The 19,466-nt window shown below is 67.8% G+C and carries 17 protein-coding genes and 2 pseudogenes; 16 read left to right on the top strand and 3 right to left on the bottom strand.

Annotated features, from left to right (window positions below):
• Positions 1-28: 28 nt before the first annotated feature.
• The 15 genes and pseudogenes from ACFWRT_RS32300 (at position 29) to ACFWRT_RS32370 (ending at position 16,150) form a co-directional block, all read left to right on the top strand.
• Complete coding sequence (locus ACFWRT_RS32300) at positions 29-1,216, top strand: MinD/ParA family ATP-binding protein (protein ID WP_380955776.1); 1,188 nt, start codon at positions 29-31, stop codon at positions 1,214-1,216.
• A gap of 58 nt (positions 1,217-1,274) precedes the next feature.
• Positions 1,275-5,258 (top strand): type VII secretion protein EccCa, encoded by a 3,984-nt coding sequence (gene eccCa / locus ACFWRT_RS32305; RefSeq protein ID WP_380955777.1) that lies wholly within the window; start codon positions 1,275-1,277, stop codon positions 5,256-5,258.
• A 73-nt stretch (positions 5,259-5,331) separates the two neighbouring features.
• Positions 5,332-6,750: a DUF6177 family protein gene (locus ACFWRT_RS32310; RefSeq protein WP_380955778.1), complete on the top strand. Its 1,419-nt coding sequence runs from the start codon at positions 5,332-5,334 to the stop codon at positions 6,748-6,750.
• A 131-nt stretch (positions 6,751-6,881) separates the two neighbouring features.
• The gene (locus ACFWRT_RS32315) at positions 6,882-7,214 is read left to right on the top strand and encodes a hypothetical protein (RefSeq protein ID WP_030563955.1); all 333 of its coding nucleotides are present in this window, start codon (positions 6,882-6,884) and stop codon (positions 7,212-7,214) included.
• A 67-nt stretch (positions 7,215-7,281) separates the two neighbouring features.
• The gene (locus ACFWRT_RS32320) at positions 7,282-7,590 is read left to right on the top strand and encodes a pore-forming ESAT-6 family protein (RefSeq protein WP_370671774.1); all 309 of its coding nucleotides are present in this window, start codon (positions 7,282-7,284) and stop codon (positions 7,588-7,590) included.
• A 71-nt stretch (positions 7,591-7,661) separates the two neighbouring features.
• Positions 7,662-8,087 (top strand): DUF6507 family protein, encoded by a 426-nt coding sequence (locus tag ACFWRT_RS32325; RefSeq protein ID WP_380955780.1) that lies wholly within the window; start codon positions 7,662-7,664, stop codon positions 8,085-8,087.
• Complete coding sequence (locus tag ACFWRT_RS32330) at positions 8,084-11,074, top strand: hypothetical protein (protein ID WP_380955782.1); 2,991 nt, start codon at positions 8,084-8,086, stop codon at positions 11,072-11,074. Before ACFWRT_RS32325 ends, ACFWRT_RS32330 begins: the two co-directional genes overlap by 4 nt.
• Before the next feature lie 11 nt (positions 11,075-11,085).
• A complete protein-coding gene (locus ACFWRT_RS32335) occupies positions 11,086-11,943 on the top strand; it encodes an immunity 49 family protein (protein ID WP_380955784.1) in 858 nt (285 codons plus the stop codon).
• Between the two features lie 165 nt (positions 11,944-12,108).
• The gene (locus tag ACFWRT_RS32340) at positions 12,109-12,330 is read left to right on the top strand and encodes a hypothetical protein (RefSeq protein WP_380955785.1); all 222 of its coding nucleotides are present in this window, start codon (positions 12,109-12,111) and stop codon (positions 12,328-12,330) included.
• A gap of 7 nt (positions 12,331-12,337) precedes the next feature.
• A pseudogene (locus ACFWRT_RS32345) lies at positions 12,338-12,736 on the top strand (immunity 49 family protein).
• An 83-nt stretch (positions 12,737-12,819) separates the two neighbouring features.
• Complete coding sequence (locus tag ACFWRT_RS32350; protein WP_380955786.1) at positions 12,820-13,572, top strand: hypothetical protein; 753 nt, start codon at positions 12,820-12,822, stop codon at positions 13,570-13,572.
• On the top strand, positions 13,569-14,432 hold the full coding sequence (locus ACFWRT_RS32355; protein WP_380955787.1) for an immunity 49 family protein: 864 nt from the start codon (positions 13,569-13,571) through the stop codon (positions 14,430-14,432). Before ACFWRT_RS32350 ends, ACFWRT_RS32355 begins: the two co-directional genes overlap by 4 nt.
• A 97-nt stretch (positions 14,433-14,529) precedes the next feature.
• Positions 14,530-14,883, top strand: coding sequence for a toxin-antitoxin system YwqK family antitoxin (locus tag ACFWRT_RS32360; RefSeq protein ID WP_380955789.1), 354 nt, complete (start codon positions 14,530-14,532; stop codon positions 14,881-14,883).
• A 224-nt stretch (positions 14,884-15,107) separates the two neighbouring features.
• On the top strand, positions 15,108-15,365 hold the full coding sequence (locus ACFWRT_RS32365) for a MafI family immunity protein (RefSeq protein ID WP_380955790.1): 258 nt from the start codon (positions 15,108-15,110) through the stop codon (positions 15,363-15,365).
• Positions 15,366-15,379: 14 nt separating this feature from the next.
• The gene (locus ACFWRT_RS32370; RefSeq protein WP_380955792.1) at positions 15,380-16,150 is read left to right on the top strand and encodes a transposase; all 771 of its coding nucleotides are present in this window, start codon (positions 15,380-15,382) and stop codon (positions 16,148-16,150) included.
• Positions 16,151-16,214: 64 nt separating this feature from the next.
• Here ACFWRT_RS32370 and ACFWRT_RS32375 read toward each other — a convergent pair whose 3' ends face one another.
• Both ACFWRT_RS32375 and ACFWRT_RS32380 read right to left on the bottom strand, forming a co-directional pair.
• Positions 16,215-17,891 (bottom strand): serine/threonine protein kinase, encoded by a 1,677-nt coding sequence (locus ACFWRT_RS32375; RefSeq protein WP_380955794.1) that lies wholly within the window; start codon positions 17,889-17,891, stop codon positions 16,215-16,217.
• Between the two features lie 312 nt (positions 17,892-18,203).
• Positions 18,204-18,476 carry a hypothetical protein gene (locus ACFWRT_RS32380; protein WP_380955796.1) on the bottom strand — a complete coding sequence of 91 codons (273 nt, stop codon included), beginning with the start codon at positions 18,474-18,476 and terminating at the stop codon, positions 18,204-18,206.
• Between the two features lie 110 nt (positions 18,477-18,586).
• Here ACFWRT_RS32380 and ACFWRT_RS32385 point away from each other — a divergent pair, with 110 nt between their 5' ends.
• Entirely contained in the window at positions 18,587-18,865 is a 279-nt protein-coding gene (locus ACFWRT_RS32385) for a DUF4232 domain-containing protein (protein WP_380955797.1), read from the top strand.
• 516 nt (positions 18,866-19,381) lie between these two features.
• Here ACFWRT_RS32385 and ACFWRT_RS32390 read toward each other — a convergent pair.
• Positions 19,382-19,466, bottom strand: a pseudogene (locus ACFWRT_RS32390) (IS5/IS1182 family transposase); the annotation flags it as partial.

Consider the following 19,466-nt stretch of genomic DNA (forward strand, 5'->3'; position numbering starts at 1 on the left):
AGCATCGCGGCGGAGGAGAAGGGCAGACATGCCGAACGGGGACAACTGGCAGGGCGATGTGCTGCGCGATCTGCGGGGCGCGTCCGGGCCGCCTGCGGCGGGCACCGGCGGACCGTCGTCGTCCGTACCACCGGCTCAACCCACTCCGCCCACTCCACCCACGCCACCCGCAGCGCAGGCCTCCGGAACGGAACGCATACCCGCGCCGACGCAGCCGCCCACACCCGCACCGGCCCCCACCCCCACCCCCGCGCCCCAGCAGATACCCACCCCGCCTCGCCCCCGCCGCCCCACCGCCCCCGATTCGCGTGCCGTGGTGGACAGCGCCCTGAGCGGCACCGCTCGCCGCCCGCAGCGGGGTGAGCCGGTCGCCGTACGGGCCGCGCGAGCGGTACGGCGGATCGTTTCCTCCTCGGCGGCACGCGAGGTCGCCGAGCTGACCCGTACCGCCGAGGCGCTCCAGCAACCGGTCACGACCGGCCGGCAGATCGCCGTCACCTCCATCCGGGGCGGCGCGGGCAAGACGACGGTGGCGGCCCTGCTCGGCACCGCGTACGCGCACTACCGCCAGGACCCGGTCCTCCTGGTCGAGGCGGACCCGGCGCTCGGTTCGCTGCCGCTGCGGCTGGGCGCCGAGACGCTGCGCTGGACCACGGCCGATCTGGCGGACATCGTGGAGCCGCAGATGTCGCTGCTCGACGTCACCGGCTACCTGGTCCAACTCCCGCAGAACGCCTGGCTGTTGCCGGGGAGCCAGGGGCAGATCGGGGCGATGCTGGACACGTCGGCGTACGAACGGGTCATGGTGGCGCTGCGCCGCTACTTCGGCGTGAGCGTCGTGGACTGCGAGACGCTGCCGGCCGAGGTCGCCCGGGTCGCCCTCTCCGCCTCCCAGGCCCGGGTGCTGGCCGCTCCCGCGACCCTGGACGGCGTCACGAGCACGTACGCCGTACTCCAATGGATGCAGGGGCTTCCCCGCCACATGATCGACGGAACCGTCGTCGTGCTCTCCACCATGGTCGCCCGGCCCGGGATCGACGTCGAGGCGGCCGCCGAGAAGCTCCGGTCCACCGGTGCGGGCGTCCATGTCCTGCCGTACGACCGGCACTTGGCGGCCGGTGGCGCCCTGCGTACCGAACTGCTCGCCCGACCGACGCGTCTGGCCGCCGCCCGGCTCGCCGCCGAGGTCTTCCAGCTCTCGCAGAAGCGCCGGTGACCCCGATGGAGTCCGAGTCCCTGAACCACGAGCCGACCGCGAACGCCGGACGAAGCCGATGAGCACCCGCCTGATCCACCGCCCCGCCCGGACCACCCGCCCGGCGGCGGCGCCCGCGCCCCGCACCATCGAGGCCCCGCCGAACCTCCCCGAGGGCAAGGCGGGCAACATCGCGATGTCTCTGCTGCCGGTCGCCGGGGTCATGTCGTCCGTCGTGATGATGACCGTCGTCCGCAACAGCCAGTTCGCCGCGCTCGGCGCGATCATCCTCGTGGTCACCGTCATCGGTTCCGTCGCCCTGCTCTTCTCCCAGCGCGGCAAGGCCCAGCGCACCCGCCGCACCCAGCGCGAGGCCTATCTCGCCTATGTGGAGGAACTGCGCGAGGAGTTGTCGGCCGAGGAGCGGGAGCGGCGCGAGCGGGCGGACGTGCTGAACCCGCCTCCGTACGCCCTGTACGACATCGTGCGCGACCCGGCGCGCCTCTGGGAGCGGCGGCGGGTCGACGACGACTTCCTGCGGGTGCGGGTCGGCACGGGCGAGATGCCCGTACGGGATCTCCAGATAGCCGAGCCGGGGTCGTCGGTGCTCACGCCGCCTGACCTGTTCATGCTCAACGAGGCGTCGGCGCTGGTGAAGCGGTTCCGCAACGGCACCGAACTGCCGCTCACCGTCCCGCTGGACCGGATCGGCAACGTCAGCGTGATCGGCCCCCGTGAGGACTGCCTGCGGGTCGCCCGCGCACTGCTCGTCCAGACCGCCGCGCTGCACGCCCCCGACGACGTGGCCATCGCCCTGGCGGCGCCCGGGGACCGGATGGCCGACTGGGAGTGGGCGAAGTGGCTGCCGCATCTGCTCGACACCGAGCAGTTCGACGGCCCGGTCGCCGCCCGCCGCATCGCCCCTTCCGCCCCGCAGCTCGCCCGGCAGCTCGGCCCGGAGCTGCGCCGCCGGGCCTCGTACGCGGCCGAGGTCCGGCGCGGTCTGGCCGGGCGGGACGCGCTGTCCATGAACTCCCGGCTGCTCGTCGTCACCGACGGGCACGGTGAGGACGCCGTGGACCTGCCGCGACCGGACGACGCCGTCGGCCTGAGCGAGATGGGCGTCACCGTGCTGCACCTGCTGGAGCGGCGGGTGCAGGAGCCGGGGCAGGTCAGCGTGCGGATCACCGTCGACGGCACCGCCGTGGCCATCGAGGACCTCAGGGCCCCGGAGCCCTTGGAGGCGCACGGCACGGTGGACGAGGCGGGGATCCCGTTCGCGGAGGGGCTGGCCCGGATGCTCGCGCCGCTGCGCCTGTCCGCCGAGTCGCTGGCCGACGCCCCGCTCTCCGGGCCGGTGGAGTTCGCGGCGATGCTCGGCATCGACGACGTGGCCCGCCTCGACCTGGACCGGCTGTGGGCGCCGCGCGGCGAACGTGCCTTCCTGCGCGTCCCGATCGGCATCAGCGACTCCCACGAGCCGGTGCTGCTGGACCTCAAGGAGTCCTCGGAGCTGGGGATGGGCCCGCACGGCCTCTGTGTCGGCGCGACCGGTTCCGGGAAGTCGGAGCTGCTGCGGACACTCGTCCTCGCCCTGGTGGCCACGCATCCGCCGGAGGACCTGGCGCTCGTGCTGGTCGACTACAAGGGCGGGGCGACGTTCGCGCCGTTCGCCGACCTGCCGCACGTGGCGGGGGTCATCACCAACCTGGAGAACCAGGCGGGGCTCGTCGAGCGCGTCCACTCCTCCCTCGCCGGTGAGGTCAAGCGCCGCCAGCAGGCGCTCAAGGACGCGGGGAACGTCGCCGACATCGGGGACTACGCGGCCCTGCGCGCCGAGAAGCGGCCGGACCTGGACCCGCTGCCGCACCTGTTCGTGGTGATCGACGAGTTCGGTGAACTGCTCACCGCCAAACCGGACTTCATCGACCTGTTCCTCTCCGTCGGCCGCATCGGCCGGTCCATCGGCGTCCACCTCCTGCTCTCCAGCCAGCGCATCGAGGGCGGCAAGCTCAAGGGCCTGGACACCTACCTCTCGTACCGGCTCGGGCTGCGCACCTTCTCCGCCGACGAGTCCCGTACGGTCCTGGACACCACGGACGCGTTCCACCTGCCCCCGCTGCCCGGCTTCGGCTACCTGAAGGTCGACACGAGCCATTACGCCCGCTTCAAGGCCGGTTACGTGTCGGGGGGTTACCGCGGTCCGGTGCGCAGCACCGAGGACGAGGAGACGGGTCCGCTCGCGCTGCCGTACGAGGCGTTCAACACCCTGGCCGGCCCGGGCGAGGCGCAGCAGACCGCCGAACCGGCCTCGCGCCGCCGCGAGACGGGCCCGACCGAACTCGGCGTCATGGTCGACCAGTTGACCGGCGCCGCGCCGCCCGTACGGAGCATCTGGCTGCCCCCGCTGCCGACCGCCACCGCCCTGGACACCGTCGCCGGTCCGCTGGACATCGGCCCGCGCGGGATGCGGCTCGCCGGGGCCGGATCATCGGGCAGGCCGCTGCGCGTCCCGGTCGGGCTGCTCGACGACCCGGCCAAGCAGTGGCAGGGGAAGTGGTTCCTGGACCTCACGGTGGCGGGCGGCCACGCGGCCGTGATCGGCGGACCGCAGTCCGGCAAGACGACACTCCTGCGCTCCCTCGTCCTCTCCCTCGCCCTCACCCACACACCCCGCGAGGTCGGCGTCTACGGTCTCGACCTCGTCGGCGGCGGCCTCCAGGCGCTCTCCGGACTCCCGCACGTCGGCGGCATCGCGAGCCGCGCGGACCGGGAACGAGCGGCCCGCACCGTCGAGGAGGTCCGCACCATGCTCGCGCTGCGCGAGGACCTCTTCCGTGAGCACGGCATCGACTCGGTGGAGCAGCTCCGCACCCTGCACGCGGCCGGCCGGCTGCCCGAACTCGCCTCGGCCGAGATCCTGCTCGTCATCGACGGATTCGGCGCGCTGCGCGACGACTTCGACGAGCTGGACGACGCGATCGCCGACATCCTCAAGCGCGGTGGCGGTTACGGCATCCACGTGGTGGCGGCCATGCTGCGCTGGAACGACGTACGGATCGCCACCCAGTCGAACTTCGGCACCCGCGTCGAGCTGCGGCTCAACGACCCCAGTGAGTCCGGCATCGACCGCAAGCTCGCCGAGACCCTGTCGCCCGACGAGCCCGGCCGCGTCCTCACCGACGGCAAGCTCTTCGCCCAGGTGGCCCTCCCCCGCACGGACGGGATCGCCGACACGACGGACCTCGGTGCGGTCCTGGAGCGTACGGCCCGCTCGGTGCGGGCCACCTGGAACGGCGAAGTGGCCCAGCCGGTACGGGTGTTGCCACACATCCTGGAGCCGCACTCACTGCCGGGCCCGGCGGCCGAGCCCACCCGCGTACCGATCGGGCTCGACCAGTCGGCGCTCGCGCCCGTCCTGCTCGACCTGTTCCAGCACGACCAGCACCTGCTGGTGCTCGGGGACAGCGAGTGCGGCAAGACGAACCTGCTGCGGACGGTGGCGCACGGCCTCATCGACCGTTACGGCGAGGACGAGTTGGTGTTCGCGGTGATGGACCCGCGGCGCTCGCTGCGCGGTGCGATCCCCGAGGAGTTCAACGGAGGCTACGCCTACAACCCCAAGCTGTGCATGGGCCTTTCGATGGGCATCGCCACCGAACTGGAGAAGCGGCTGCCCGACGAGAACGCCCGCCTGGAGGACCTGGAGCCCGGCAACTGGGGCAAGGGCCCGCGGATCGTCGTGCTCGTCGACGACTACGACGTACTGACGACCGCCGGACAGTCCCCGCTGGCCGCGTTCCTCCCGTACATCCCCTCGGCGGTCGACATCGGCCTCCACTTCGTGCTGACGCGCCGGGTCGCCGGCGCTTCGCGGGGCATGTACGAGCCGCTGGTGCAGGGCCTGCGGGAATCGGGGGCCTCGGCGCTGCTGATGGCGGGCGACCGCAGCGAGGGCCAACTGTTCCCCGGCGTGTACGCCTCCCAACAGGCGCCGGGCCGTGGTGTGTTCATCCGCAGGGGTCAGCCGAACCGCCTGATCCAGACGGTGTACGCGCCGTGATGACGTACACCGCCGCCGGGACCACGACCGCCCACCACCGCACCCGACCCACGAAGGACCGGACGACCACCCCATGACCAAGGACGTCATCGCCCTCACCCCCAAGATGCCCGACCCGTGGGCCGTACTGGCGGGCCTGCTCTCCGGTGGCCCGGACAAGCTGGTGGGCACGCGCGGCGAGGGCGCGGTGATCCAGCTCTGCGACCCCGAGGGCCGGCCGCTCGTCTCCGTGGAGGCGCCGCTGCTGGTCTCCGTCGAGGGCGAGGCCGAGCGGCTGCTGGGGGCCACGGCGCCCCCGGTCCCGTACTGGTGGACGGAGGCCCGCGCCACCACGGGCGTCGCGGAGGCGGAAGCGCTCGCGGGCACGTTCGCGGCCCGGCTCGCCTCGCTGGTGGGCGGCTCCGCCTGGCCCCCGGACGCGGCGGGCTCGCTCACCGTGGTGAAGACCGACGGCGTGAGCGTCGCGCCGGAGCCCGCCGCCGCGCAGCCCGCGATCGACGTCCTCACCGAGCGGGTCGCGGTCGTCATCCAGGACCGTCCGGTGGTGGCGATGACGGCGTGGCTCTCCGACGCCTTCCGGGCGGCGGCCGAGGCGGGCCTCGGCCTCCAGATCGTCAGCCCGGCGGGGACCACGCTCTCCCCCGCCGTGCGGGACACGTTGGGCGGCTGGCCGTCGCGCTGGATCGTGCAGGACGAGCGGGACGGCTACTACGACGGCCTGACCGGGGCTGTACTGCGCTGGCGGGACGGCATGTTCGCCCCGGCCGCCTCCCCCGACGCGACGGAGGACGACCCGCGCACTCCGGTGGCGGCCACCTTCCAGCAGGTCCACGACACCGGCGAACGCCAACTCGCCCTGACCTTCCGCATGGTGCACCCGGCGGACGACCGGCTGGTGCTGGGCGGCGGGTTGGAGACGGTGTGGCGGGAGCTGACGGGCGAACCGCCGGCCGGCTGGGGCACATCGGAACCGGCGACCTTGCCGTGGTCGCCGCGGCGGCTGACCGACGTGGCGCACGAGCGGGCGCCGGAACCGACCTGGTTCGTCGTGGTCGGCAACCGGGACCGGCCGGCCCTCGCCACCGTACGGATCACGCGTACGGAGGCGGGGGTGGAGGAGCACGTCACGCTCGCGTTCGGCTACGGCAGCGCCGAGGAACCGCCCCTCGGAGCCCTGCCCGCCGCCGCCGAGGCGCTCGCCACCCGCCACCGCCTCCAGTCGATGCTCGTACAACTTCGCAAAGCACGCCGCGATGTGGCCGTGCCGCCGCGCTTCGAGGGCCCCGGGGTCCCGCTGGCCTTCGTGCTGGGCGCGGAGGAGGTCCGCGCGATGCCGGGAGACCGGGCCCGCCGCACACCGCTGGCCGAACAGCCGGTGACGCTCGGCCCGAGGACCCGACCCGCGCTGTACTACCCGCTGCCGGGCGACCCTTCGGATCTGGCGGGCTGGCAGGAGTACGAGCGGCTGGTGCGCCACCTCAAGGGTGCGTAGGGCGAGGGGTTCGATGTCATGGATTGGTCACAACGGCACTCTGGCCGATTGCAGATTGCAGTCGTGACGCAAGGATTGATAGACATGAATCCGAACACTCATGCGTTCGTTCGAGGTGTTGGGGGAAGACGATGAAGTTCGACATGGGGGCCTCGGTCCTGTCCACGCTGATCTCGCATTCACAGGGCGCGAGTACGGACCTGGGGACGCTGATCCGCCAGCTCATCGCGGCGGCCGAGCCGCTGGAGGGCAAGTTCAACGGAGCGGGGAAGGTCGCCTTCGACGACTTCAAGAACCGCTCCGACGAGATCACCGCCGCGCTCAACGCCTCGCTGTCCGGGATCCTGGGTGGCCAGTCCGGGATGGACGCGGCGTTCGGTACGGGTGACCAGGAGCAGGGCGAGAACGCGAAGACGCAGATGGCGTCGGCCAATTTCGACGCGGCACGTTTCGGCGGCCGCTGAGCCTGCCTGCGCACAGGTCTTCGGGTATTTCGGAGTTTTCGGTTTTCACCACGGGGAGTGATGGTTGATGGGCAGCACGGACCGGCGTTCGTACGACACGGGTGCCTCGACGGAGGTCCAGGGCAACATCCAGCTGGTGATCGCCCAGCTGGAGCAGGTGATCACGGCGCGCGACACGCAGGTGAAGGCGGCGATGAACGACTTCGCGGCCGACGGCGTGGCGGATGAGTACCACGGCAAGGAACTGCGGTGGAACGCGACCTCGCAGGAGGTCAAGAACATCATCCAGTTGCTGCGGACGACGCTGGAGAAGAACGACGGCACCGCTTCGCAGACACTGGCGCGCGCGAAGGCCGCGGTCGACGGCATCGGCTGACGCGGCGGCCGGCGTGAGCCGGTGATGGGTTGTTCGAGGACTGTTCCGGGTGGTACGGGGGTGGGGCGTCGGTGACGGCGTGGGATATCAAGCCGCAGGGTGTGCAGGGCCAGTTGAAGGTCGTCGGCACGCATGCCGGTGATCTGGAGAAGGCGCTCAGCGCGCTCATGACGCATCTCTCGCAGGCGGCGCAGGCGGCGGGGACGGCGGTGCCGGGGACGGCGGCCAGTACGCCGCTGCACGGGCCCGTGGCGCCGGGGCAGGAGCCGTTGTCGCGGGGGGCGATGGGCCCGGTGGCGGCCGCTTTGGGGGAGTACGCGCAGGCACGGCAGCCCCAGTTGAAGTCGTTGGCGGAGCGGATCCAGGCAGCGGTGCTCGGGGCGGCGACGGCGACGAACGAGTACGTCGAGGGTGATCTGGAGACGGCCAAGCAGGCGCAGGACGCGGCGAAATCGGTCCGTCTGGACCTGCTCAAGGACATGAGGGCCGGCAAATGAGCGAGAACCAACCGGTCAACCTGGAGGGCATACCGGTCTTCACCGGGAAGCTCGCGCTGCTGGACACGAAGGTGACCGAGCTGACCAAGGACGGGGAGAAGATCTCCTCGGCCGCGGCCGACATCCACAGCAGCTTCGGTGGGCTGCAGGCCTTCTACAAGGCGCCCGAGGCCGACCAGCTGTTCGCGACGACGAAGCCGGTCGCCGACCGCGGGGCCTCGCTCAAGTCGGACCTGGCCACCATCACCAGCGCTCTGAGCACCTACTCGGACGACGCCCACCCCTTGGTCGAGAAGCTGAAGCAGCTCAAGCGGGAGGCGGGCGCCTTCCTCGTCAAGGCGAACGCGGACGACAAGTGGCGCGAGGACGGTGACCTGGTCGAGGAGAACAACAACCGCCGCGCGGAGATCGCCGAGACCTGGGCGGCGTTCCAGGCGGTGGAACGCGCCTGCCACAACAAGATCATCTCCCTGGTGCCGGGCGGCACGCAGCTCAAGACGGACGACGGCTCCGGCGGCAAGGGCATGTACGGCTACGACGCCGAGGCCCTGAAGCACGCCAAGGGCCTGCCCTGGGGCGACCCGGTGAAGGAGTCGACGCGCTGGTACCAGATCCACGAGCACCTCTGGGACTTCGGCAAGGGTGTCGTCGTCGACGGCGTCTGGGGCACGATCAAGGGCCTGGGCACCCTGGTCGGCACCGACGGCTGGGAGTCCATGAAGCAGGCCTGGACGGGCCTGGCCAAGCTGACCACGGGCGTCATCATCTCCACCACCCCGCTGGCAGCCGCGTTCTGGCTGACGCCCGAGGACAAGCTCCCCTCATGGCTGCGGGACTCGCGCACCGCGATGAAGGAGACCGGCAAGGCGCTGCTGGCCTGGGACCAGTGGAGCGAGAACCCGTCGCGCGCGGCGGGCGCGGTCACCTTCAACGTGGTGACCACCGTCTTCACCGGCGGCACCGGCGGCGCTGTCGCGGGCGGCGGCAAGGCGGCCCTCGCGGCGAAGGCCCTCTCCTTCGCGGGCAAGGCGGGCCGGGTCATCGACCCGATGACGTACCTCTTCAAGGGCGCGGGCGCGGGCCTGACGAAGATCAGCGACGTGATGGCCGGCCTCAAGGGCCTGGGCAACATCGAGATCCCCACCCTTCCGCCAGGCTCGATCACGCTCCCGGACGGCGGGTTCAAGCTGGCCGACGGCACCCTGCACCTGCCCGAGGGCGCGGCGATCCCGGACGGCGCGTTCGAGATCCCGAAGGGCGCGGTCAAGCTTCCCGACGGCATGGACATCCCCGCCGGAGCGGTCGACCTCGGCGACGGCGTGGTCCGCCTCCCCGACGGCATGGCCCCGCCCGCGGGCTCCCTGCCGATCCCGGAGGGCGCCCTCAAGCTCCCGGAGGGCACCACCGCCCTTCCCGAAGGCACCGTCCGAGGCACCGACCAGGACGGCAACATCGTCCACCTCGACCGCGAGGGCAACATCCTCAAGGAGGACGGCACCCTCAAGCAGCACCACTCCGCCGCCCCCGACGGCAACCCGACCGACGGCGCCCCCATCAGGACCGACGCGGACACCCCCCTGCCCCGCACCCCTGCCGAGGAATCGGCCTTGGTCGGCGCGGGCGCCCGCACCGGCGGCGACAGCATCCGCCTGGGCTCCGACTTCGGCGACACGGGCCGGCTCGGCGACGACGCAGCCCGTACGGGCGACAACGCCCCTGGCGTCGACAGGACACCGGGCGGCACCGCGAACAACCTTCCAGGCGGCACCGCGAACAACGTCCCGGGCGGCTCGACCCCGGACAACCTGCCGACCAACAGCCTGGACAACAGCACCCCGGGCGGCACCCCGCGCGGTGGCCCGGGCGACCATCTCCCTGCCAACAATCTCGACAACGGAACGTCGGGTTCACCCCGACCGGACGGTACTGGTACCGGCAACAGCCAACCGGAAGCCCCCTCGACAGGGGCCAACCATGGATCGCCGGCCGGCTCCACAGCGGATGGCTCGGTCCCGGGCTCACCTGCAGCGGACACCGGCGCCCGTAGCAGCGGCATCCCCGCTCGAACTTCTGACGAAGCCGCGGCGATCGCGGAGTTCGAGGCAGCTCGTGACGTACCTCTGAGTGAGCGAACTCCTGAGCAGCGTGCTGCGATCACTCGCGAACACGTGCGACTGGCGAACGAGGGCGGATCTTGGTTCAAGGCGAACTACGACGAGATAGGCCGTCGAGAGAATTCCCGTCGGAAGGTCGACGGACAGCTTCTGCCCAAGCTCGCCAGACGAGAAGGGGGCGGCTGGATGGCGGCGGACGACCTACCGTACGCAAATCCGGAGGGCTACCGGCTGGAACCCGCCCACCGAGGGCGTGACACCGTTGGTCGTGACGACCTCGCACACTTGGACAGTGTTTCGGAGAAACGCCGGGCCGGCATGGCCCTCACCGCCGCGACGGAGAGATTCAAGGCCGACGCCAGCATCGATCATGCCCACGAACTGGCCAAGGCACAGAAACAGTTCAATCTGGTGGTGGGCGAAGGAGTGGCGAACAACAGCAAGCTGGGGGAAGCTCTGGGCGAGGAAGCGGCCCGCCGCCACATGATGCTCCAAGAGTTCTCCGGCGCCCGGGAGGTCACAGACCTTCCCTCTACGCCCAACGGCTCCAGACGGTTCGACCAGCTCTGGCGGACCGAGGACGGTCGCCTGGTCATCGTCGAAGCAAAGGGCCCGAAGGCCGACCTGGACTGGCGCCGAGGAAACGGAGATCTCGACAGTGGCACGATGGTGAAGCAGGGCACTGTGGAATACGTCCGCACCATACTCGCCGACATGGAGTCGCGGGCCCTCGTTTCGCCACTCGATGCCAAGTACGCCCAGCAGATTCGCACCGCACTGGACAAGGGGACATTGCAGTACGTTCTGGTTCAGGCCGCAGAAAATCAAGGCAAGTATGCTGGGGCCCAGATGAAGTACTTCAAGATCTTCTGAGGAGAAGCACGTTGACAGTCAACGTTTCCCGCCACCCCTTTCCGACGGAGAACGCGGCGGCAGGGATTTCCGTGCTCCAGGAGAGTACGGAAAATGTGATCGATGGTTTGGAGGCCGACTCCACCCGACTGGGTGACGCTTTTCAGTTGTCGCTCACGCTCGCGAAGTCCCGCTGCCTCCTGGACCCCGAGGCCTCCAACCTCTCCACCTGGCAGGCGTGGGTCAACACCATGCAGGTGGGTTCGGCGACGTTCGCCACGACAGTGGTGCCAGAAGGCGAGATCCGCTGCCGCATCGCAGAGAAGGAGCGAGTGCTACAAGCCACGGGGCCGCAGCGGTACTCAAATCCAGGGTCGTGGCTGACAGCGTTCTACCTTGCGGTGATCTGCCGGGAGAAAGACCGGCTTACCACCCTGTGCCAAGTTCCCGTGTCCCTTCTTGGGGAGTCGGGCGCACCCTATGACGAGTTCGTCTATTCCTGGGTGGAGACGCTTCAGGCCTACTGGCTCGGAGGACCTGACCTGGGGACCAAGTTGGTAGCGGCGATCGATGGCACCGCCCCCCAGAGCTCACACATCAGCGACCCGGAGACGACAGCTAAACTTCTTTACCCGCCTATGGAAATTTTTCACCGCCTGGTACGTGAAGATCATGCAGGCTTCAACAGAGCTTTGGCCGAATCCGTCCAGTGGCACAAGGAATACTGGAGCACGGAGGACAACGCCCTCCAAGCCACCGGTCTGGTCGCCCTTGCGCCCCTGGCCATGGCGTGTCTCGCGTACGACGCATCTTTTCCCATCGAGGTGGAGTCGGAATATCTTCCGATCGCCCTTATGGAGCGCGACTGGCCGGGCGAATTCGCGACCTGAACGAGACTTGAGCACAGCAGGCTTTGAACCGAACAGGGGTGCTTCGTGACGGCGACCGTAAATCGGCACGTAATCCCGCAGATCCACGAGTAGGCAACCGAGCGCCTTAGCAAAGAGCTTGCAAGAAGCATCCAGAACCTTGATGCCTCTCCTGCGATTTTCGGCATGGCATGGAACGAAGCGGTCCTGCAGATGCAGGTGCACCAAGCCCTCAACCCAAGAGGTGATCGTTTCGCTACGTGGGACGCCACCGTCTCGGCCATGCAGGTTGACACGGCGGCCTTTGCCGCCGCCAGCACAACCGAAGGCCCGGTTGAAACACGCATCGACCACGAGATGCGGACCATCAACGCTGCGGGCCCTCAATTCTACGCAAATGCGGGATGAGCAACGGATGGACCAGATGTGCCAGGTTCCACTCGATCTCCTTCGAGCATCCGGCGCCGAAGGTGATGAATATGTATTCCACTGGGTAGATGCTTTGCAAACATACTGGCAGGAGCGGCCAGGGCTGTCGGAGAAACTGACGGCTGCGATCGAGCAGTCTCAACCCGACATCGCCACCATCGCGCCGCGCGACCTTATTCAGTAGGTGCTGTACCCGCCGATCAACCTGTTCTACCAGTTTTTCCGCAAAGACCACGATGGCTTCAATGAAGCGCTCGTGGAGGCTCTGGAACTGCACAAGGCGTACTGGAGCGCACCGGAACGCGCCGGGGACATCGCTGGCTTCCTCGCTCTCGGTCCGCTTGCCATGGCGTGCCTCGCCTACGATGCCGGCTTCCCAGTCTGACTACCTGCCCATTCGCCTCCTGGACCGCTCCTGGGTGGGCGAATTCGACACGTAATGACGTCGAGTCGAAGGACGGTGAGCAAATGAGTGGCCAGCATTCACGTGACGTGTCGGACCTTCTGCGAGCGATCGACTGGGATGACGACGGCGCCGCCTTCCGCCACGCCCATTCACGCGCTCTTCTCATGCGGGAGTACCTACGCCGGACGGCTCTGTGGGCCCAGGCGTACGGGGCCGAAGAGCGCTGGTCGTTCTTCGACATCGCCGAGCGCGTGGACGCGGCCATCACGACTCCGCCCGATGTCGCCGTCGAACTGGAGCATCTGCTTACCAACCTCGCCCCAGCCTCCCTCCGCACCACCTGCCGCGGAGCCGTGCGGTGGCCGGCGCTGCTGGCCTCCCACCGTGGCCTGCCGGTAGACCTGCCGGATCCGTACGAACCGCTGCTGCTCATGTACGAGCGTGGCGGCGGCTACCACCTCGGGGAGTACCTCGACCTCAACGGCGTGATGATCCCGCTGCGGGACGTGGAGAGCAACGCCTCCGCCACCCCCTTCGTCACGCTCGCCCTGACCACCCTCGACGCTCTCGACGCCGAGGGCGAGATGACGTACTTCGCGAAGATCAGCGACGGCTATCCCCGGCCCAGCCCGCGCGGCATCATTCGGCGCCGCGTCGAAGACGACGGCCGGACGCACGATGAGGCGTTCACCCGCAATCTGCGCTGGGAACCGACCGAGTACCTCAGGCTGTACGACCTCGGGCACAACGACATCGACCACGTCCGCATCAGCGAGATCGAGGCAGCCGCATTCATCCAGGGGGCTCTTCCGTGACCACGACTGTCGCCCGCCACGATCTGTCAGCAGGCCCCGATGCCGAGCGCCTCGCGGAAGGTCTTGACGAAGACCTGATCGAGGAAATCGATGACCTTGAGACGACTGCGGCGCTCATCGACTCGGCCTTCAGCTCCGCCCGACTGTCCTTGCATGCCAGGTGCGTGGCAGACCCGCGAGCATCGGCCATCGAGACGTGGGAGTCCACCGTCAACGCCCTACAGCTCGGCTCGGCACTGTTCGCGGTGACAGGTACGCAGGACGGCTCGGTCGAATGTCGGATCAACCGAAAGCTGCGAACCGTCCCAGCGATCGGACCGATGTCCACTGCTGACGCAGGCACCTGGCTTTCCGCCTTCTGGCTGGCTGTCATCTGCCGTGACCAGGACCGTATGACGCAGCTCAGCGAAATCCCACTGGAGCGGCTGCGCTCACCGGAGGGCTCCTACGACGAGTACATCTACCACTGGGTGGACACCCTCCAGAGCTGGTGGCTACGGCGACCGGACCTCGCCGACAAACTCATCGCCACCATCGAAGCCTCCGACCCCGCCGCGGCACGCATCGCACCACAAGACCTGCTCCAGTGCGTGCTCTACCCGCCGATCAACCTCTTCTACCACTACGTCCGCAACGACCGCGACGGGTTCACCCTCGCCCTCTTGGACGCTCTGAATCTCCACAAGACGTACTGGACCCTGACCGAGGACCGCGCCACGGACATCGACGGCAGCATCGCCCTCGGCCCCCTCGCCATCGCCTGCCTCGCCTACGACGCCGAATTCCCCCTCGAAATCGCATCCGACTACCTCCCCAAACACCTCCTCCACCGCACCTGGATCTGCGAATTCCCCACCTGATCGCGCCCGCAGGCCGTTGACCTGACTACTGATGCCCCTATGGCCGTTCGTTCACTCGTTAAGAATTTTCACTGACCGGCGAGAATTGAATCTCCCGATGGGTTCAGCAAAGAGAATCGACATAGACGATCCCGCAGTTGACGAAGACGGAGGCGGTAACCTGTTTTTCGAGGGTGAGCCCTTCACTGGAGAAGTAGCAGAATACTCTGGAGAGTCACTCGTAAGCCTGGATGAATACGTCGATGGCGTTCTGCACGGAAAGAGTCGGGAGTGGTATGCGGACGGGGCCCTGCGATCTGAAGGTCAGGCCAGCATGGGTCGGCCGGTAGGAACGTCGAAGGAGTGGCATCCCAACGGCTCGATGGCCGAGCAAAAGAGATTCTCGCGAGACGGCCTGAGCTTGATTTCAAAACAGTCATGGGATGATCAAGGAAACCTGAGAAAAGAATAACGAAAGAACTAAATAGCACTTTTAGCGACTGGGTCTTTGAGGGGCGGGAGCTTTGTCAAACGCAAGCACCGCAACCATTCGGATCGAATTCTGACGGCTAAGGGGTGTCCCGTAAACGATCACGTGAGCCGACAGCCCTCGTTCAGACAGAGACGGTGTGTACGTCGTCGATCGCTTCAGTACTGGTCTGGGGGCTGCTCGTGGAGCTGTCGTATCGAGCACGGGTGTCAGAGCTTCTTGAGGACTCGCCCCTGACATCGGAAGCCGTCGTCACGGACGTCCCCCATCTGCTCTCGCACGGCGAGGAAGCCCTGGCTTTCGACACCATGTGCTCGTGGATCTATGAGGACGCTCTGCCCGTCACGCGTCAGTACCTCGCCCGACTGGTGACGCTGGCCAACGAGATGGGAGCTTCGAGGTCCGTTCAGCGTCTCGACGAGCTACTGATCGACTGGCGTCCGGCCCGTGGACAGTCTTGCTGAGGGATGATCATTCCGTGACTGGTGTGATCACGACGTCGGAGCCGTCCTGGATAGCCCCGTTCACCGGGCTCAGCCCGCACTGCTTCGGCAAGTTGATGACCGTGGTGCGCCGCGTAGTCTCGGACGAACCGCGGCGCGGGCGGCCGTGGAGCCTGCCCCTGGCAGACCGGGTGCTGTTGGTCACGGCCTATTGGCGCACGAACTTGACTTTGCGCCAGCTCGCTCCGCTCTTCGGCATTTCCAAGTCGGCGGCCGATCGGATCATCGATCATCTCGGGCCGAAGCTCGCGCTCCAGCCGCGCAAGCGGTTCGCGAAGGGCACTGTGCTCATCGTGGACGGCACGCTCGTGCCCACCCGCGACCACGCGGTGGCCGAGCAGTCGAAGAACTACCGCTACTCGACCAACCACCAAATCGTCATCGACGCCGACACCCACCTCGTCGTCGTGGTCGGCCGGCCGCTGGCCGGCAACCGCAACGACTGCCGGGCCTGGGCGGAGTCTGGGGCTAGGGACGCCGTCGGCAAGACGATGACCATCGCGGACGGCGGCTACCCGGGCACCGGTCTGGTGATGCCGCATCGCCGGGCGAAGGGCCAGGGTGATCTCCCCGACTGGGAGCAGGAACACAACCGCTCTCACAAGCAGATCAGAGCCCGAGTCGAGCATGTCTTTGCCCGCATGAAGGGCTGGAAGATCCTGCGCGACTGCCGTCTCAGAGGTGATGGCGTGTACCACGCGATGCTCGGCATCGCCCGCCTGTACAACCTCGCCCTGGCCGGCTGACGAACAAACCGTCCGGCGGGCATCCATGTCACCGTCTCGACGAAGATCATTTACGGGACAACCCTTAGCTAAAAGGTGCACTGGATTGTGTGCGGGTGAAGGTCACAGGCAACCCATTGCCGATCCATCTCGTCATTTTGCTGGTGTCTTTCGGGTCCACCTTGAGCCTGATCGGATCCATGTCGTAGCAGTCGTCACTTTTCTGCTCGGGGTTGATCAGGATGGTCCGGTCGAAATACAAGGTGGCGCCGTCGTTGGATACGCTCAGAAGCTTATTTTTGAATGCGCATCGGTAGCGGCCGCCGCCTTCTTTCTTAGGGCCTTCGATGTCGAGGCGAAGGAGATATTCACCCACCTTTCCTTGCTTGATGTGTATTTCGCGCGGATGGTCTCGATTGTTCTTCCTGACAACTGTTTCCCACTTGTCCAGAAAATGTTGCGGAATCGCCTTGTCTCCGGCATCAGATTTCAGGTTGTAGGCCAACACCCCGGAGGTCAGTGCCAGGACGAGGGTGGAAATCAGCAGGTAGATGATGTTTTGCTTTCGGGAGCGAGGGCGTGCGAGTGAGAGAAGCAGGCGGGGAGGCGCAGAGCCCGGGTTCGTGGTGGGGACGGACGGGCGATGTGGTGGGGCAGTGCCGGTGGCCGAGGCTGTGTTCTGCGGTTCACGCCGTGGCGACATGAACCGCGAGCGCGCCGGTGAACCGGGGGCTGCCTTCCCGGCCGTATGTGCCGCCGGCACCGCATCCGCGACCGAGGCCGTTTCCGGAGCAGGCGCCCGCACTGGAAATACGCCAGGAGCGGCCACGGGTCCTTGTGTCTCCGGGCTTTCCGTGTCCAGGAGGCCTACCGCATGCCGGCCCAACTGAGCCACTAGGGGACCGGGCAGCCACGGCTCCTTCGAGCGGCCATCGGCGATCGACTCCTGCGCGCCCGTTCTCCGCAGGACCTCGTCGAGACTCGGACGCGCTGCGGGATCCTTCTCTAAACAGTCCCTGACGAGAGCCAAGCCTCCGGCCGGAAATCCCTCCAGGTCGGGCTCTTCGTGGGCGATGCGGTACATGAGTACGTGTGCTCCGGTCTGGGCGGAACCGAAGGCCATCTTGCCGGTGGCCGCGTAGACCAGGATCAGCCCGAGGCAGAAGATATCGCAGGCAGGCGTGATCCGGTCGCCGCGCACCTGCTCGGGCGCCATGAACCCGGGCGAGCCAATGAGTGCGCCTGTCCGGGTCAGACGGCCGTCAGTCACGGTCTTCAGGGCCCGTGCGATCCCGAAGTCGATGACGCGCGGCCCGTCGATCGTGACCAGGACGTTGGACGGCTTGAGATCACGGTGGACCATCCCGGCGGCATGGATGTCCCGCAACGCCAGAGCAAGACCGGCAGCGAGCGTACGCACCGAGTACTCAGGCAGTGGGCCGTTGTCGTGCCCGACAACCTGCCGGAGGCTGGGACCGGCGACGTAGCCGGTGGCAACCCACGGCACGGCGGCTTCGGTGTCGGCGTCTAATACCGGCGCCGTCCAATACCCGCCGACCCGTCGCGCCGCCTCCACCTCGCGCCGAAACCGTGTCCGGAACTCCTTCTGCGCGGCCAGTTCCTCGCGCACCAGCTTGACCGCGACCGTACGCCCACGGCCCGAGCGGGCGAGGTACACGTCCCCCATGCCGCCTGCGCCTAGCCGCCCCAGTAACCGGTACCCGCCGACCTGCCCCGGCTCTCCGTTCCCCAGCCCCCGCATCTCGCCCGGCCCTCCCCGCCCGTGAGTCCGCGTGAACAACACTGCGAGGATACGGCGGCACCGTCGCACGAGGATGCAGAAAGCTCCATCACGGCCTGCGTCCAGGTCCGGCTTCGCCCGTTATGGAGAGACAACGGTCGCGTCCAGCGAAACGGGCAGCACGTGCGAGGTATCCGATCGGCATCCTGCAGCCGCGTTGACATGCGCGCGCTGCGCTGCGGCGGCGGCCCGGTTTTTGCAGTCGTCGCACCTGCCCGGTGATGCCCTCGGCGCCGCGGCGCAACCGATACGTGTACTGCACCCGTATCGCGGTCATGCGAAGTGAGTGAATCGCACGCCGATCACCGGTCTTGCCCTGATCGCCCCCATGAGCGCGCTCTGTGCTCTGAGTTTGAGTGCGTGCGGAAGCGACAGCCACACCGACGCCGAATCCAGCCCGGCCGCCCGCACGGCCAGTGCCCCGGCGACTGCGTCATCGCCGGGCAACAAGCCGTCCACCACCGTGGAGACGCAAAGGTCTGCATCACCCTCGTCGCCCTCGGCGTCGGGCGACGTGCGCTCGGACTGCACCAGCGACAACTTCACCGGCGTCAAACTGGTCGCCACAGGTCAGGAGATGAACTCTCTCTACTACGACCTTCAGCTGACCGGGAACAAGGCCACCTGCCGCATCGACGGCTACCCCGGTTTCTCTCCTGGACGCCGACGGCAAGCAGATCGGCAAAGCCGCCACCCACGCAGGCGGCACTTCTGGCGGTTCGGTCACACTGAAGCCGGGTCAGCCCCTGCATGCCCAGGTGAAAACCCCGAACAAGGGCGTGGCCGACGGCAACTGCGATGCCAAGCCCACCAAGATCAAGGTCTACCCGCCCAACAACACCGCCACCCTCACCAGCACCGAGACCGCTGGGATCCGCGCGTGCGCAAACTCCTTGTCCGTCACGAAGGTTTCGGCGTCCGCAAGCCCTAGCTGACTTAACATCAAAGGCCAACGGCTGGTCCGCACCCTCACACGGACGTGCCGCGCCACCGCCTTTCCCTGAAGCCTTTCGCGCCCCGTACGGTCGCGGCCATGGTGTCCTACGCGAAAGACGCGCGGGCTATCGCGCCGTCGAAGTTGATCGTGCCGCTCTTGGAGCTGAGCTACCTCGAGGGCAGCGGCAGTTCTGGAAGACGCTTCCAGTCGATTCCGAGATCCCGGGAGACGACTGATCTGGGTGGAGCAGATCTGATCAGGGCAACGCGGCGGCGTGCACACTCAGCATGTCCGACCACCATCTGCTGCGGAGGCTGGGGCGTGGAAGCGGTAAAGGACACCGTCAAGAGAGCCGACCTCACGTCCCTTTGACCGAGGAGCGAGGGATCTTGGCCCGCAGCCCAAGGGCAAGGCGGGGATCCTCCACCACATCAACCTCGCCGATAGGAACACAGGCCACCGTGCGGGCCAGCCGCATCGGTCCCCGAGATTTACGGGACAAGCCTTACAGCGGCTAACACAATGAGTTGATCTGTCGGTGGGTGATGAGGCAGCAGGCGAGTTTGAGGAAGGCTTCGTGGATGTCGGCTCGGCGTTCC

Source organism: Streptomyces cyaneofuscatus (genome assembly GCF_042718795.1).
Classification (GTDB): domain Bacteria; phylum Actinomycetota; class Actinomycetes; order Streptomycetales; family Streptomycetaceae; genus Streptomyces; species Streptomyces cyaneofuscatus_A.

Excerpts from the sequence above, each read along its gene's own strand:
- ACFWRT_RS32300 (WP_380955776.1), top strand. The coding sequence starts at position 29 with ATGCCGAACGGGGACAACTGGCAGGGCGATGTGCTGCGCGATCTGCGG.
- eccCa (WP_380955777.1), top strand. The coding sequence starts at position 1,275 with ATGAGCACCCGCCTGATCCACCGCCCCGCCCGGACCACCCGCCCGGCG.
- ACFWRT_RS32310 (WP_380955778.1), top strand. The coding sequence starts at position 5,332 with ATGACCAAGGACGTCATCGCCCTCACCCCCAAGATGCCCGACCCGTGG.
- ACFWRT_RS32315 (WP_030563955.1), top strand. The coding sequence starts at position 6,882 with ATGAAGTTCGACATGGGGGCCTCGGTCCTGTCCACGCTGATCTCGCAT.
- ACFWRT_RS32320 (WP_370671774.1), top strand. The coding sequence starts at position 7,282 with ATGGGCAGCACGGACCGGCGTTCGTACGACACGGGTGCCTCGACGGAG.
- ACFWRT_RS32330 (WP_380955782.1), top strand. The coding sequence starts at position 8,084 with ATGAGCGAGAACCAACCGGTCAACCTGGAGGGCATACCGGTCTTCACC.
- ACFWRT_RS32340 (WP_380955785.1), top strand. The coding sequence starts at position 12,109 with ATGGCATGGAACGAAGCGGTCCTGCAGATGCAGGTGCACCAAGCCCTC.
- ACFWRT_RS32350 (WP_380955786.1), top strand. The coding sequence starts at position 12,820 with ATGAGTGGCCAGCATTCACGTGACGTGTCGGACCTTCTGCGAGCGATC.
- ACFWRT_RS32360 (WP_380955789.1), top strand. The coding sequence starts at position 14,530 with ATGGGTTCAGCAAAGAGAATCGACATAGACGATCCCGCAGTTGACGAA.
- ACFWRT_RS32375 (WP_380955794.1), bottom strand. The coding sequence starts at position 17,891 with ATGCGGGGGCTGGGGAACGGAGAGCCGGGGCAGGTCGGCGGGTACCGG.